This window comes from Enterobacter sp. MF024 (genome assembly GCF_005843915.1).
GTDB classification, from domain to species: domain Bacteria; phylum Pseudomonadota; class Gammaproteobacteria; order Enterobacterales; family Enterobacteriaceae; genus Enterobacter; species Enterobacter barmai.
In genome coordinates, this window is the sequence record NZ_VCBB01000003.1 from 70,527 (window position 1) to 84,291 (window position 13,765).

The window sequence follows — 13,765 nt, forward strand, 5'->3', positions numbered from 1 at the left end:
TAACTGCAAAACCGCTATTTTGTCACAGCCGGGCGGAGAATGAACCTCTCTGGTGTAATATCGCTGACAATCATCGGCTATATGGTCAAAAAAGGAGCCAGAAAGGATGCTTTTTACCCTAAAAAAATATATTGGCGGCATGATGCTTCCCCTCCCTCTTCTTCTGCTGTGCATCGCGCTGGGCCTGGGGTTGCTGTGGGTCAGCCGCTACCAGAAAACCGGCAAAATTTTGATTACGGCAGGCTGGCTGGTGCTGACGCTGCTGAGCCTGCAGCCGGTGGCTGACGGGCTGTTACGTCCGGTGGAAGACAAATACCCTACATGGCAGGGAGATCAAAAAGTTGAGTACATCGTGGTGCTCGGCGGGGGCTATACCTGGGATCCTGACTGGGCCCCGAGTTCGAATCTGATCAACAACAGCCTGCCGCGCCTCAACGAGGGGATGCGGCTGTGGCTGGCTAATCCGGGGTCGAAGATGATCTTTACCGGGGCAGCGGCGCAGAGCAATCCGGTGAGTACCGCCGAAGCGGGGGCGCGCGTGGCGCAGTCGCTGGGCGTGCCGCGCGAGGCGATTATCACCCTCGACAGCCCGAAAGATACCGAGGAGGAGGCCGCGGCGGTTAAGCAGGCGATTGGCGATGCCCCGTTCCTGCTGGTGACGTCGGCCTCCCATCTGCCGCGGGCGATGATCTTCTTTGAGCGTCAGGGACTGCATCCGCTGCCCGCGCCCGCGAACCAGCTGGCCATCAGCGCCCCGCTCAACCCGTGGGAACGGATTATTCCGTCCCCGGTATGGCTGATGCACAGCGATCGCGTGGGCTATGAGACCCTCGGGCGCGTCTGGCAGTGGCTGAAAGGCGCGTCAGGCGAGCCAGGGGAGCAGTGATTTCGAGGCCAGGTCGAAGCTGGCGCGGCTAAAGCGCCCGGTGTTTACCAGCTGCGCCACTTCATCCCACAGCATATACAGCCAGCGCCGCCAGACGAATGCCTCTGAAACCGGCGCGCGCTGCAGATAGTGCCAGAGCAAGTCCTCCGCCTGTCCGCTCTCGCTCAGGCGAAACAGCTCATACTCCCGGGGGGCCCACAGCATCACCCCGGGGCCGACCATCGCCAGCAGCTGATCGCTGCGCGGATCCTTGAGCATGCTGCGCAAGGTAAAATTACCGTGGATCAGCACGCTGTTGTCGTTGAACCCCTCAAACAGGGCTGGCAGGCACTCCCGGGTGCGAAACAGGATCCGTTTATCCTGCATGGTCAGGCCGGTGTTGTGGTACTGGTTCAGCGTTCCCCACAGCACCTCGACCCGCTGGCGATACCAGAGCGGCCAGAGGTTTTCCTGGGTGCTGTCCACCGCGCCGACCAGCCCGCCGCTGTCCATCCTGTGCCAGGCCAGCAGCGCTTCGACAATCTGATCCTTAAGCTGCTCCCAGCGTTGCGGTGTGCGCGCGGGGGCTTCTACCGGAACACCGCGCAGGCGTTCAATCAGCAGGACGTCAGGACCGGGATGTTCCTCATGGGTCATCACGCCATACACGGTTGGCATTCTGACCGTGCCGCTGCGGGCCAGCATGGAGATTTTCCATGCCAGCTGGCGGGCAACGTCCGGCGTAGAGAAGCTTCGCGCCAGAAGCGGCATGGGGTTTCCCTGACTGTCGTACAACGACCACAGCGTGGTATCCGCCTTTTCATGCACGCATTCCACACGGCTCAGTTTTTCACCCAGCAGATGGCTGAGTTCGGCTCGCAGCTGTTCCATTTTGAGATTACCCCCATTAAGACTACTGCTTTTATAATGAGCGCCTGACGGGCGGATGTCACTCTTATGAGACGATTCTGTAGCAGAAATTCAGAAAAACGAGGCAAAAAAATCCCCTCAGAAGAGGGGATAGCGGGGATTAACGCAGCTCAGCGCGAACGCGGGCCAGATCTTCCGGCGTATCAACGCCTGTACCCGGCACTTCGTGCGCGACGGCGACGTGGATCTTCTCGCCGTACCACAGCACACGCAGCTGCTCGAGCATTTCGATGTTTTCCAGCGGGCTCGGCTGCCAGGTGACGTATCGGCGGATAAAGCCGGCACGATAGCCATAAATGCCCAGATGACGCAGGATAGTGTCGCCAATGTTATCCCGGGATTCAGCAAAACGATCGCGATCCCAGGGAATGGTGGCGCGGGAGAAATAGAGCGCATAGCCTTCGGCGTCCAGCACCACCTTCACGGCGTTCGGGTTGAAAGCTTCTTCCGCACTGTGAACCGGCACGGCCAGCGTCGCCATACCCACCTGACGCTGGGCCAGGTTTTCAGCTACCTGACGAATAATGACCGCCGGGATCATCGGCTCATCGCCCTGCACGTTAACAATCACCGTGTCGTCGCTGAAGCCGCATTTTTCAACCACTTCAGCCAGACGCTCGGTACCGGACTGGTGATCGGCGCGGGTCATGCACACTTCGCCGCCCGCCGCTTCCACCGCACGCGCCACGTCTTCATGATCGGTGGCGACAATGATCCGCTCCGCGCCGGACTCACGCGCACGTTCAAGGACATGCACGATCATCGGCTTGCCGTTGATATCGACCAGCGGTTTACCCGGCAGACGCGTGGAGGCAAAGCGAGCCGGAATAATGACAACAAAACTCATGGTTTGCTCTCTTCAGCCGCCAGCGAACGGGCTTCGGTTTCCAGCAGGACGGGAATGCCGTCGCGCAGGGGAAAGGCCAGGCTATCCAGTTTGCAGATTAACTCCTGCTTATCCTGGCTGTAGTAGAGTTTGCCGTTGCACACCGGGCAGGCAATAATTTCCAGTAAACGGTGATCCATAGTTCCTCCGTATCAATAATCGGTAAAGCTTACCATATTCCTTTTTCAGACCGCGTCTATTTCCCAGCCACTTCGACAGGACTGGAAAAGGCCGTCAGGAAGATGGCCTGTCACGATGCGTGTTGCCCCCTGCCAGCCCGCAAAATCACTGATTGCCGTGATGAGCCCTTTTTCCAGCCCAGCGCCGATCCTAACGCCCTCTTCCAGATAAAGCGCGATGACCTCAAGCTCGCCGGTTTTACGGTGCATTTTGGCATCCATCCGCCCCACCAGCTGCCCTTTATGCAGCAGCGGCAGGACGAAATAACCATACTGACGTTTCGGCGCCGGGGTGTAGCACTCCAGCCGATAGCTGAAATTAAACAGCTGCTCCGCGCGCTTGCGATCCCAGACCACCGGATCAAACGGCGACAGGACAGCGCTGTGGGTCGCGGTGAGTTTCCCCTCCAGGGCGAGGGGAAGCAGCGGCAGCAGATCGCTATGCAGCCACATCTCGCCCAGGGTCTCAACCTCGACGCGAACGACCTGCTGCTGCGCCTGCCAGCGCTCAAGCAGTGGCGCCAGCACCGGCTGGCGCAGGCGGTAATAGTCGGCTAACCACTGAGCGCGGAAAAGACCTAAGCTACGGGCGCTGTTTTCCAGCATCACGGCTTCTGCCGCCGCCTGGGTCAGCATATCCCGGCGGTCATCCCACTGTGGCATCACCCGGTGGGTGAGATCGTAAACGCGCTGGAAGTTGCGCCTTTCGACCACCATTACCTTTCCGGCAGTAAACAACCCTTCAAGATGACGCTTGTGCGGTTTCCACTCCCACCATCCGTTCGTCCCTTTGCGGGGATGTTCAAAATCGGCGGAACGAACCGGGCCCTTCTCCTGAATATGCGCGATCAGTTGTTCAATTTCATCCGCATGTTCCTGCATCCAGGCCTGACGGTATTTCCAGCCCATTTTATCGGGGGCGAGCATTCTGTGACGCACCAGCGCAAAGTCGCTGCGCGGCAGGAAGCACGCCTCATGCGCCCAGTACTCCATCAGCTCTCCCTGACGCAGGGCGTCATCCAGCCAGTCGGGTGAATAAGGGCCGAGGCGGCTGAACAGGACCAGATAAGGGCTGCGGGCGACGATATTGATGGTGTCGATCTGTAGGAGCGACATGCGCTGGATGGTAGTAAGAATATCGGCGGGCCGGGCGCGGCGACGGGGCTTTTTCAAAAGCCCCTGGGCGGCAAGATGGAGATGACGTGCGGCTGAAAGCGTGAGTTGCGGTAAAGCCATGCTTTTTCCTGTCAGTTAGTGCGCGGGCGAAACCTCATTTGTCTGCCCTGCGAGGGCAATCAGTTCCTGAAGCAGTCGCTCAGGCTTTTCGCCTTGCAGTTGTGCATCAACCGGTAAATACCACCAGTTATCCCGGGCAAAGGCGCGGCATTTCACCGCATCTTTTTCGGTCATGATCAGCGTCTGGCCGGGCGCGGTAAAGGCCGCAACCTGCTCCAGGCTCAGCGCCTGGTGGTCGGCCAGCGGCACCGTACTCTGAAGCGTCGCGCCGCAGGCTTCCAGGGTGGAGAAAAAGCGCGGGGGATGCCCGATACCGGCCATCGCAACCAGATTGTTAAGCTCAGCTACATCGCGCCGCTCACCGGTCTGCAGGTTCACGGCAAGCCCCGGGCGCAGCTGCATGGGGATCTCTCCCGCCTGCGCCGTGCCGCCGTTAACGATAACCGCATCCACCGTTTGTAAACGCGACGCGCGCTCGCGCATTGGCCCGGCAGGTAGCCACCAGCCGTTACCAAAGCGGCGCACGCCATCGATCACCACAATCTCTTTATCCCGGGCCAGGGCGTAGTGCTGCAGGCCATCGTCGGTAATGACGATCTGGATATTTTCATGAGCCAGCAGAGCCTGCACCGCTTCGCTGCGCACCGGCGAAACCGCGACGGGCGCGCCGGTGCGCTGAAAGATCAGCACCGGCTCATCGCCCGCTTGCGCCGTGGTGGTTTGCGCGGTCAGCAGCAGCGGATAGCGCTCCGCCTTGCCGCCGTATCCCCGGGAGACAACGCCCACGCGAATACCGCGTTGGGTCAGCTGTTCCACCAGCCAGATCACCACCGGCGTTTTACCGTTGCCGCCAGCGGTGAGGTTCCCCACCACCACCACCGGCACCGGCGCACGCCAGGCCCGTTTGAGCCCCACTTTATAACTCAGGCGGATGAGGCCGCTGACCAGGCCATACAGCCAGGAGAGCGGCAACAGCAGCAGCCAGAGCGGAGACTCACCCGACCAGATGCGAGCAATCATGCGCCAAACTGCATCTTATGAAGCTGCGCATATACGCCCTGATGGGCCAGCAGGTCGGCATGACTGCCCCGCTCGACGATGTAGCCATCTTCCACCACCACGATTTCATCGGCTTTTTCGATGGTCGACAGGCGGTGAGCGATCACCAGCGAGGTACGGTTCTTCTGCAACTCATCCAGCGCAGACTGGATGGCGCGTTCGGACTCGGTATCCAGCGCCGAGGTAGCTTCATCGAGGATCAGTATTGGGCTGTCACGCAGCAGCGCACGCGCAATGGCGATACGCTGGCGCTGACCGCCGGAGAGCAGCACGCCGTTTTCGCCGATAATGGTATCCAGACCGTTATCCATCTTATTGATAAAGTCCATGGCATAGGCCATCCGCGCCGCCGCTTCGATCTGCTCGCGGCTGTACTCTTCAGTACGGGCGTAAGCGATGTTATTGGCTACGGTGTCGTTGAACAGATGCACATTCTGGGAGACCAGCGCGACCTGATTACGCAGCGACTGCAGGGTATATTCGCGCAGGTCGTGACCATCAATCAGGATCTCACCTTCATCAATATCGTAGAAGCGGGTGATCAGGCTGGCGATGGTTGATTTACCCGAGCCAGAGCGGCCCACCAGCGCCACGGTCTTGCCTGCCGGGATCTTCAGATTGATGTTGCGCAGCGCAGGCGTATCGCGACCCGGATAGGTAAAGGTCACGTTGCGGAATTCCACATCGCCGGTTGAGCGTTCGATCACGCGTTTGCCTTCGTCTTTTTCCTGTTCGGAATCGAGGATAGCGAACAGCGTCTGACAGGCTGCCATCCCGCGCTGGAACTGGGCGTTAACGTTGGTTAACGATTTCAGCGGGCGCATCAGGGCAATCATCGATGAGAAGACCACGGTGATGGTACCGGCGGTCAGGGTTTCCATTACGCTCGGGAAGCTGGCGGCATACAGCACGAATGCCAGCGCCAGGGAGGCAATCAGCTGAATGATCGGATCGGAAATGGAAGAGGCAGAAACCATCTTCATCCCCTGCAGACGCATTTTATTGCTGACCTTATCGAAGCGCTTGGTTTCAACGTCCTGGCCGCCAAAGATCAGTACCTCTTTATGGCCTTTCAGCATCTGCTCTGCGCTGGTGGTCACCTGCCCCATCGTGTTTTGCATGTTCTTACTGATGCTGCGAAAACGCTTCGAGACGACGCGGATGGCAATCGACACAATCGGCGCCAGCACGATAAGGATCAGGGACAGCTGCCAGCTGTACCAGAACATCAGGGCGAACAGGCCAATGATCGAGGCCCCTTCACGCACCACGGTGATCAGCGCGCTGGAGGAGGAGGAAGCCACCTGCTCGGAATCGTAGGTGATGCGGGACAGCAGGGTACCGGTCGACTGCTTGTCAAAGAACGCTACCGGCATGCCCATCATGTGGCTGAACAGGCGGCGGCGCATGGTCATCACCACTTTGCCCGATACCCAGGAGAGGCAGTAGCTGGAGATATAGCTGGTGATGCCGCGTAAAATCATCAGGCCGATAACCACCAGCGGCATCCATAGCAACACTGAGCGATCCGTTTTACCAAAACCGTCGTCCAGTAACGGTTTGAGGAGCGATAACATGAAGGTATCGCTGGCTGCGTTGAGGATTAACGCTACGCCCGCCACGATAAGGCCCGTTCTGAAGGGTGCAATCACCGGCCAGAGTCGGCGGAAGGTCTGCCACGTGGAGAGATCTTTGTCGTTATGCATTCAAAAAACCAGCATTTGTTGAAATAGCCGCATATTCTACCCGTTATCTCCGGGCGCGCCAAACCACTGATGATACCAACGGGGCAAAATTTGATCCCGTAAGCTATGGATTTGCCAGCCATGTTGCGAAAACGAGACGGTAAGTTGTCCTGAACGGGGGGTTGTTAACCACATATACCCCTCCTTTCTGTAACGGCGAGCCACTTTTACTGAAGGCAGTCGCCACGCGTTATAGCGGGATGCAGACACCAGGGCGATATGCCCACCAACCCGCTGCACCAGAGGAAGCGACGAAGAGGTATTGCTGCCATGGTGCGGCACCTGGATAAGTGTAGACGCAAGATATGGCCAGTGACGACTGAGCATCGCTTTTTCTCCCTGCGCCTCAATATCCCCTGTTAACAACAGGCTATGCGTGCCGTCCTCAACCTTAACCACGCAGGAACCGTTATTGCCGCGCTGCGGGGTGGTGGCGAGGGGCCAGTGTGCGCTGAAGGTCAGGCCCCGCCACTGCCAGCGCTCACCGCGCATGCAGGGGTCATGCCCGGCCCAGCCCAGCGGGCTTCTTATCCACATTTCCGGCCACGCCTTGCGTAGTGATACCAGACCACCGATGTGGTCGAGGTGATCATGGCTGACAATCACCCCCTCCGGGCGTAAATGGTGCCACCGTAGCCAGGGAATAATCAGCTGTTGCGCGCTGTCTCCACCCGGCCATGCAGGACCGGTGTCATAGAGAATCACCCTCCCCTGACGCTCGATTGCCATTGCCAGCCCCTGCCCGACATCCAGCATATGCACGGCCCAGCCCTCAGCTTTGTTTTCTCGCCAAAGCGGACTGGTCGCCAGCACCAGTACTGATACACACACAACTGGATACGTTCGTGCACCGCGCATCCGCCAGGCAATGATTGCCCCCCACGGCAGCAGGGTCAGCCACAGCCAGCGTTTATCGACCGTGATCCAGCCGTCCGGCAGCGTGGTTAAAAATCCAAACAGCAGCGACAGTGAACCATCCGCAAGCATCCAGACCATATTTTCTGCAGGCGGCCAGGGCAGAAGATGCAGTCCCATCCCCAGCAAAATCAGCGGCACCGAGATAAAGGTCACCAGCGGCACCGCCACCAGATTCGCGACCAGGGACGAAAGGCTAAAACCATGAAACACGACGATCTGCACCGGCAGCAACAGTAAAAGCATGCCGAGCTGCAGGTGCAGCAGGTTAACCCCGGCCCGGACTGCCCATGGGGCGGACAAGCGTGGCGCAGGCACCCACTGATACCAGAAAATCAGCACCGCTACCGCAAAGGCAGACAGCAACAGGCTGTGCGACAGTACGGCCAGCGGATCGGCCAGCAAAATGGCGGCGATGCAGACTCGCCAGATCTGCCAGGGAGACCAGAGGCGGCCGCTCAACTGCAGTGCCAGGCAGGCTCCCAGTGAGACGACGGTGCGCAACGCGGGTGGCTGCATTCCGGTAAGCCAGGCGTAAAAGGCGGCAAAGCAGAACCCCGCCACCAACGGGGCTCGCCAGCTCATCCAGCGTACCGGGATAAAAAATTGCATACCCCGCACCAGCAGCCAGATAACCGACGCCGCCAGCGCAATGTGCAAACCCGAAATCGCCATCAGATGCGCGGTACCGGTTTCCCGCATCAGGTCTTTGACGTCTGCCGAGACCGCCAGCCGCTCCCCCATGCCCAGCCCCATAAGAACCTGCCCCCAGCTATACGCTGAGAGCGTGGTTGTCAGCGAGGCGAGATAGCGGGCGCGTAAGCTACAGCGGGCATCTGTCACTTCAGCGTGGGTAAAACGCCCGGTCAGGGGTTGATGCTGCGCCAGGGCATAGCGTTGAGAATCGAACCCGCCATCGTTGAGTTGCCCGTGAACGGCGCGTAACGACAAAGTCATGCTCCAGCGCTGTCCGGCACATCCCGGCTGCGGCAATGTATTGCCATACAACGTAACGCCCACCGCAGGCACAACTGCTTTACCATCAAGCTGGATAATGCGGGCCCGATACGCCGTATCGCTCTCAACCGCGACGATCTCTACTCCAGCCTTCTGCGGACCTCGGGTCAAATTCTGCATCGGCCAGACCGTACTTTGTGCAGCAAGCGCCCCCCAGGCAAAAAACAGCAGCCAGAAGCCACTGTAGCGGGCAAAGTCATGGCGAATTAACGCGAGCAGGAGTCCGGCAATCGCTATAGTCTGAATAACCGGTAGTGCAGGCAGCGTGGGCAGCCAGAGCAGTGGCAGGATAGCCAGGATCAGACATGTCGCTAATGCAGTTAAACGCATTTACACCTCCCTGTGTCAGGGCAGTGTGCGGTCACAGAGTAGATATGTCAGGTGTGAAATTGCGCGATTGCGAGGCAGGCTGGCGTAAATCAACGGTTTGCAGCAAAGAGCTGCAAGATTTGCGGCGCGGATTCCGGATCCGGAGTTGAGAAACGAAAAAAGCACCCGCAGGTGCTTTTCTGATGGTCACTCAGTTTCGCCCGCAGGCTAAACTCAGTTGCCGTAAATATTGGCGCGATCGCGCAGTTCTTTACCAGGCTTGAAGTGCGGAACGTATTTACCTTCCAGCTCTACTTTGTCGCCAGTCTTCGGGTTACGCCCGGTACGTGGAGCACGATAGTGCAGAGAAAAACTACCGAAACCGCGGATTTCAATGCGCTCACCCTGTGCAAGAGTGGTAGCCATATGCTCCAGCATCTCTTTTACAGCGTCTTCCACTGCTTTCGCAGGAATATGCGATTGCTGGCTGGCAAGTCTTTCAATCAATTCTGACTTGGTCATGATTCCTCCGGTTCCTTCAAACCAATTAGCTAAACAGCTTAAACAAGGGCGGCCGTAGCCGCCCTTTGTTATTGATTACAGGACGAATCCTGCAATCTGTCAAGTCACTCTACGAGTAACTTATTCGCCTTTAGCTGCTTTGAAAGCTTCAGCCATTGCGTTGTTGGAGAAGTTTGCATCTTCCTGTTTGTTAACAGTTGCGATTGCATCTTTCTCATCAGCTTCGTCTTTAGCACGAACAGACAGGCTGATTGCACGGTTCTTACGATCAACGCCGGTGAATTTAGCTTCAACGTCGTCGCCTACGCTCAGAACCAGAGTTGCATCTTCAACGCGGTCACGTGAAGCTTCAGAAGCGCGCAGGTAACCTTCAACGCCGTCAGCCAGTTCTACGGTTGCGCCTTTAGCGTCAACTGCAGTCACTTTACCGTTTACGATTGCGCCTTTCTTGTTCAGTGCAACCCAGTTGTTGAACGGATCTTCTGCGAGCTGTTTAACGCCCAGGGAGATACGCTCACGCTCTGCGTCAACCTGCAGAACAACTGCTGCGATTTCGTCGCCTTTTTTGTATTCACGTACTGCTTCTTCGCCTGCAACGTTCCAGGAGATGTCAGACAGGTGAACCAGGCCGTCGATGCCGCCGTCCAGGCCGATGAAGATACCGAAGTCAGTGATAGACTTGATTTTACCTTCAACACGGTCGCCCTTGTTGTGGGTTTCCGCGAACTGCTGCCATGGGTTGTTTTTGCACTGCTTCAGGCCCAGGGAGATACGACGACGTTCTTCGTCGATATCCAGAACCATAACTTCCACTACATCACCAACGTTAACAACTTTGGATGGGTGGATGTTTTTGTTGGTCCAGTCCATTTCGGAAACGTGAACCAGGCCTTCAACGCCTTCTTCGATTTCGACGAAGCAGCCGTAGTCGGTCAGGTTGGTAACGCGACCAGTCAGTTTAGTACCTTCTGGGTAACGTTTAGCGATAGCAACCCATGGATCTTCGCCCAGCTGTTTCAGGCCGAGGGATACACGAGTACGCTCGCGGTCGAACTTCAGCACTTTAACAGTGATTTCGTCGCCCACGTTCACGATTTCGCTTGGGTGCTTAACGCGTTTCCACGCCATGTCGGTGATGTGCAGCAGGCCATCAACGCCGCCCAGGTCAACGAATGCGCCGTAGTCAGTGAGGTTCTTAACGATACCTTTGACTTCCATGCCTTCCTGCAGGTTTTCCAGCAGCTGATCGCGTTCTGCGCTGTTTTCGGATTCGATAACGGCACGACGGGAAACAACAACGTTGTTACGCTTCTGGTCCAGCTTGATTACTTTGAACTCAAGCTCTTTGCCTTCCAGGTGCAGGGTGTCACGAACTGGACGAACGTCTACCAGTGAACCTGGCAGGAACGCACGAATACCATTCAGCTCAACAGTGAAGCCGCCTTTGACTTTGCCGTTGATAACACCGACTACAGTTTCAGCTTCTTCGTAAGCTTTTTCCAGCGTGATCCAAGCTTCGTGACGTTTAGCTTTCTCACGGGACAGCAGGGTTTCACCGAAGCCGTCTTCTACTGCATCCAGAGCAACGTCAACTTCGTCACCAACCTGGATTTCCAGCTCGCCCTGGGCGTTTTTGAACTGCTCTGCCGGAATGGCAGACTCAGATTTCAGACCGGCGTCAACCAGTACGATATCTTTGTCGATAGCAACAACAACACCACGAACGATGGAACCCGGACGGGTTTCGATTTCTTTTAAGGATTCTTCAAACAGTTGAGCAAAAGATTCAGTCATGTTTAATCTTCAGGTTAATATTAACGTCCACCTGGCTCCGTGCCGGATGGGGTTGTTTCACATACCCGCCGTCAATCCATTGCAGCGGGGGTACTGCTAAATCGGTCGCGATTACGCGATTGCCAGTTTTTGGCGCGCATATTGTAGCGCTTTTTCAATCACTTGCTCAATAGTTAAACTGGTAGAATCCAGAACTAATGCATCATCTGCGGGAACAAGCGGTGCAACGGCGCGATTACGGTCGCGATCGTCGCGCTCTTTTATCTCAGACAAAAGACGTTCAAAGTTAACACTAAAGCCCTTTTCCTGCAACTGTAGCATGCGGCGCTGCGCACGCTCTTCCGAGGAAGCGTCAAGGAAAATTTTCACCGGCGCGTCAGGGAAAACCACGGTTCCCATGTCGCGTCCGTCAGCGATCAGGCCAGGGGCATCGCGGAACGCGCGCTGGCGGCGTAAAAGCGCCTCGCGAACGCGTGGGAAAGCAGCGACCTGAGAGGCGGCGTTCGCCACTTCCTGAGTGCGGATCTCTCCGCTCACGTCTTCCCCTTCAAGAATCACTTCCAGATTGCCGTTGGTGGAGACAAAACGCACATCCAGATGGGCGGCCAGCGGCACCAGAGCCTCTTCAGAAGCGACATCAACATGATGGTGCAACGCAGCCAGCGCCAGCACACGATAGATTGCGCCCGAATCTAAAAGATGCCATTGCAGTGCTTCCGCCATCGCTTTGCACAGCGTGCCTTTACCTGCGCCACTTGGCCCGTCAATGGTGATAACCGGGGCAATTGCCGTCATCTTTTTCTCCTTAAATTAGGCATACCGTTGTGTGAACGCCGCGCATTATACGCGCCAATGTGCACAACTGTTACCTTTGCGTGCAAATTACGGAATGATTGAAGCTGAGTGTAGAAGAAATGGGCGATGGCAACGTCAGGAAGCGTAAGGAAATGCCGCACCGGGCGGTGCGGCATGGGTTTATCAGGCCAGGGTGCTGATGCGCGCCAGCTGCTCGAAATAGTCCGGGAAGGTTTTCGCGGTGCATTTCGGATCCAGAATGGTGACCGGTGTATCCGACAGCGCCACCAGCGAGAAGCACATCGCCATGCGGTGATCGTTATAGGTGCCAATCTCCGCGACCTGCAGTTTCGCCGGAGGGGTCACGCGAATGTAGTCTTCGCCCTCTTCCACTTCGGCACCCACTTTACGCAGCTCGGTCGCCATGGCAAACAGGCGATCGGTCTCTTTCACACGCCAGTTATAAATGTTGCGCAGCGTGGTGGTGCCTTTGGCAAACAGCGCCGCGGTGGCAATGGTCATCGCCGCATCGGGGATATGGTTCATGTCCATATCAATGGCGTTCAGTTCACCGCGGGTGCAGGAGATGTAGTCATCGCCCCAGGTGACCACCGCGCCCATCTTCTCCAGCACATCGGCAAAGCGAATATCACCCTGCACGCTGTTGCGGCCAATACCGGTCACTTTAACGGTACCGCCTTTAATGGCGCCTGCCGCCAGGAAGTAGGAGGCCGATGAAGCATCGCCTTCCACCAGGTAATTGCCCGGCGTCTGGTACTGCTGCGTCCCGCGCACCACGAAACGCTGGTAGTTCTGGTTTTCGACTTCAACGCCGAAGGTCTTCATCAGATGCAGCGTGATATCGATATAGGGTTTAGAAACCAGCTCACCTTTAATGGCGATGGTGGTGTCCTGCGGCGCCAGCGGCGCGGTCATCAGCAGTGCGGTCAGGAACTGGCTGGATACGCTGCCGTCCACCGCCACTTCGCCGCCGGTAAAGCCACCGCGCAGACGCAGCGGCGGATAGTTTTCCTGCTCCAGATAATCGATCTGCGCGCCGCCCTGACGCAGCGCATCCACCAGATGGCCAATCGGACGCTCTTTCATACGCGGTTCGCCGGTCAGCACGATGTCATTGCTGCCCAGACACAGGGCCGCAGCCAGCGGGCGCATTGCCGTGCCGGCATTGCCGAGGAAAAGTTCCAGCGCGTCGGCGGAGTGCAGCGCACCGGCGTTGCCGGTGACTTCGCAACGGGTGCGATCGGCGGACAGGGTATAGTGGACTCCCAACGCTTTCAGCGCATTGAGCATATGGCGAACGTCATCGCTGTCCAGCAGGTTAGTGAGAACAGTGGTGCCGTTTGCCAGCGCTGCCAGCAGCAAGGCGCGGTTCGAGACACTTTTTGAACCAGGCAGATTGATGGTGCCATCTACCCGGGCAATAGGTTGTAACGTCAGGGATTCCATGAAATTTAATTCTCAATTCATCATAATAAAAAACCCCGCAGCCAGG

12 protein-coding genes are annotated in these 13,765 nt (G+C 57.4%); 1 reads left to right on the forward strand and 11 read right to left on the reverse strand.

Translation table 11 applies throughout. The features are described from left to right. Positions 1–106 precede the first annotated feature (106 nt). On the forward strand, positions 107–886 hold the full coding sequence (gene elyC, locus FFB58_RS06855) for an envelope biogenesis factor ElyC (protein WP_039029476.1): 780 nt from the start codon (positions 107–109) through the stop codon (positions 884–886). Here the strand turns inward: elyC and FFB58_RS06860 are convergent. From FFB58_RS06860 to aroA, 11 genes are all read right to left on the reverse strand, one after another. After that, positions 863–1,756 (reverse strand): YcbJ family phosphotransferase, encoded by an 894-nt coding sequence (locus FFB58_RS06860; protein ID WP_039029477.1) that lies wholly within the window; start codon positions 1,754–1,756, stop codon positions 863–865. The genes elyC and FFB58_RS06860 overlap by 24 nt on opposite strands. Before the next feature lie 139 nt (positions 1,757–1,895). Further along, positions 1,896–2,642: a 3-deoxy-manno-octulosonate cytidylyltransferase gene (gene kdsB / locus FFB58_RS06865; RefSeq protein ID WP_039029478.1), complete on the reverse strand. Its 747-nt coding sequence runs from the start codon at positions 2,640–2,642 to the stop codon at positions 1,896–1,898. Continuing rightward, positions 2,639–2,821 carry a protein YcaR gene (ycaR, locus tag FFB58_RS06870; protein WP_039029479.1) on the reverse strand — a complete coding sequence of 61 codons (183 nt, stop codon included), beginning with the start codon at positions 2,819–2,821 and terminating at the stop codon, positions 2,639–2,641. The genes kdsB and ycaR overlap by 4 nt, the downstream gene beginning before the upstream one ends. A gap of 45 nt (positions 2,822–2,866) precedes the next feature. Then, positions 2,867–4,096: a winged helix-turn-helix domain-containing protein gene (locus FFB58_RS06875; RefSeq protein ID WP_138369438.1), complete on the reverse strand. Its 1,230-nt coding sequence runs from the start codon at positions 4,094–4,096 to the stop codon at positions 2,867–2,869. 15 nt (positions 4,097–4,111) lie between these two features. Next, the gene (gene lpxK, locus FFB58_RS06880; protein WP_138369439.1) at positions 4,112–5,116 is read right to left on the reverse strand and encodes a tetraacyldisaccharide 4'-kinase; all 1,005 of its coding nucleotides are present in this window, start codon (positions 5,114–5,116) and stop codon (positions 4,112–4,114) included. Continuing rightward, complete coding sequence (gene msbA, locus FFB58_RS06885; RefSeq protein WP_039029482.1) at positions 5,113–6,861, reverse strand: lipid A ABC transporter ATP-binding protein/permease MsbA; 1,749 nt, start codon at positions 6,859–6,861, stop codon at positions 5,113–5,115. Before msbA ends, lpxK begins: the two co-directional genes overlap by 4 nt. A 36-nt stretch (positions 6,862–6,897) precedes the next feature. Next, positions 6,898–9,162 carry a ComEC family protein gene (locus tag FFB58_RS06890; RefSeq protein WP_138369440.1) on the reverse strand — a complete coding sequence of 755 codons (2,265 nt, stop codon included), beginning with the start codon at positions 9,160–9,162 and terminating at the stop codon, positions 6,898–6,900. 213 nt (positions 9,163–9,375) lie between these two features. Next, positions 9,376–9,663: an integration host factor subunit beta gene (gene ihfB / locus FFB58_RS06895; RefSeq protein WP_039029484.1), complete on the reverse strand. Its 288-nt coding sequence runs from the start codon at positions 9,661–9,663 to the stop codon at positions 9,376–9,378. Between the two features lie 120 nt (positions 9,664–9,783). Continuing rightward, positions 9,784–11,457, reverse strand: a complete 1,674-nt coding sequence (gene rpsA, locus FFB58_RS06900) for a 30S ribosomal protein S1 (RefSeq protein ID WP_032617357.1) — start codon at positions 11,455–11,457, stop codon at positions 9,784–9,786. A gap of 111 nt (positions 11,458–11,568) precedes the next feature. Beyond that, the gene (gene cmk / locus FFB58_RS06905) at positions 11,569–12,252 is read right to left on the reverse strand and encodes a (d)CMP kinase (protein ID WP_039029485.1); all 684 of its coding nucleotides are present in this window, start codon (positions 12,250–12,252) and stop codon (positions 11,569–11,571) included. Between the two features lie 183 nt (positions 12,253–12,435). Continuing rightward, the gene (gene aroA, locus FFB58_RS06910) at positions 12,436–13,719 is read right to left on the reverse strand and encodes a 3-phosphoshikimate 1-carboxyvinyltransferase (RefSeq protein ID WP_039029486.1); all 1,284 of its coding nucleotides are present in this window, start codon (positions 13,717–13,719) and stop codon (positions 12,436–12,438) included. Between the last annotated feature and the right edge of the window lie 46 nt (positions 13,720–13,765).

Coding starts and splice junctions, on each gene's coding strand:
- FFB58_RS06875 (WP_138369438.1), bottom strand. CDS start 4,096: ATGGCTTTACCGCAACTCACGCTTTCAGCCGCACGTCATCTCCATCTT.
- FFB58_RS06860 (WP_039029477.1), bottom strand. CDS start 1,756: ATGGAACAGCTGCGAGCCGAACTCAGCCATCTGCTGGGTGAAAAACTG.
- ycaR (WP_039029479.1), bottom strand. CDS start 2,821: ATGGATCACCGTTTACTGGAAATTATTGCCTGCCCGGTGTGCAACGGC.
- rpsA (WP_032617357.1), bottom strand. CDS start 11,457: ATGACTGAATCTTTTGCTCAACTGTTTGAAGAATCCTTAAAAGAAATC.
- lpxK (WP_138369439.1), bottom strand. CDS start 5,116: ATGATTGCTCGCATCTGGTCGGGTGAGTCTCCGCTCTGGCTGCTGCTG.
- msbA (WP_039029482.1), bottom strand. CDS start 6,861: ATGCATAACGACAAAGATCTCTCCACGTGGCAGACCTTCCGCCGACTC.
- elyC (WP_039029476.1), top strand. CDS start 107: ATGCTTTTTACCCTAAAAAAATATATTGGCGGCATGATGCTTCCCCTC.
- ihfB (WP_039029484.1), bottom strand. CDS start 9,663: ATGACCAAGTCAGAATTGATTGAAAGACTTGCCAGCCAGCAATCGCAT.
- kdsB (WP_039029478.1), bottom strand. CDS start 2,642: ATGAGTTTTGTTGTCATTATTCCGGCTCGCTTTGCCTCCACGCGTCTG.
- FFB58_RS06890 (WP_138369440.1), bottom strand. CDS start 9,162: ATGCGTTTAACTGCATTAGCGACATGTCTGATCCTGGCTATCCTGCCA.
- cmk (WP_039029485.1), bottom strand. CDS start 12,252: ATGACGGCAATTGCCCCGGTTATCACCATTGACGGGCCAAGTGGCGCA.
- aroA (WP_039029486.1), bottom strand. CDS start 13,719: ATGGAATCCCTGACGTTACAACCTATTGCCCGGGTAGATGGCACCATC.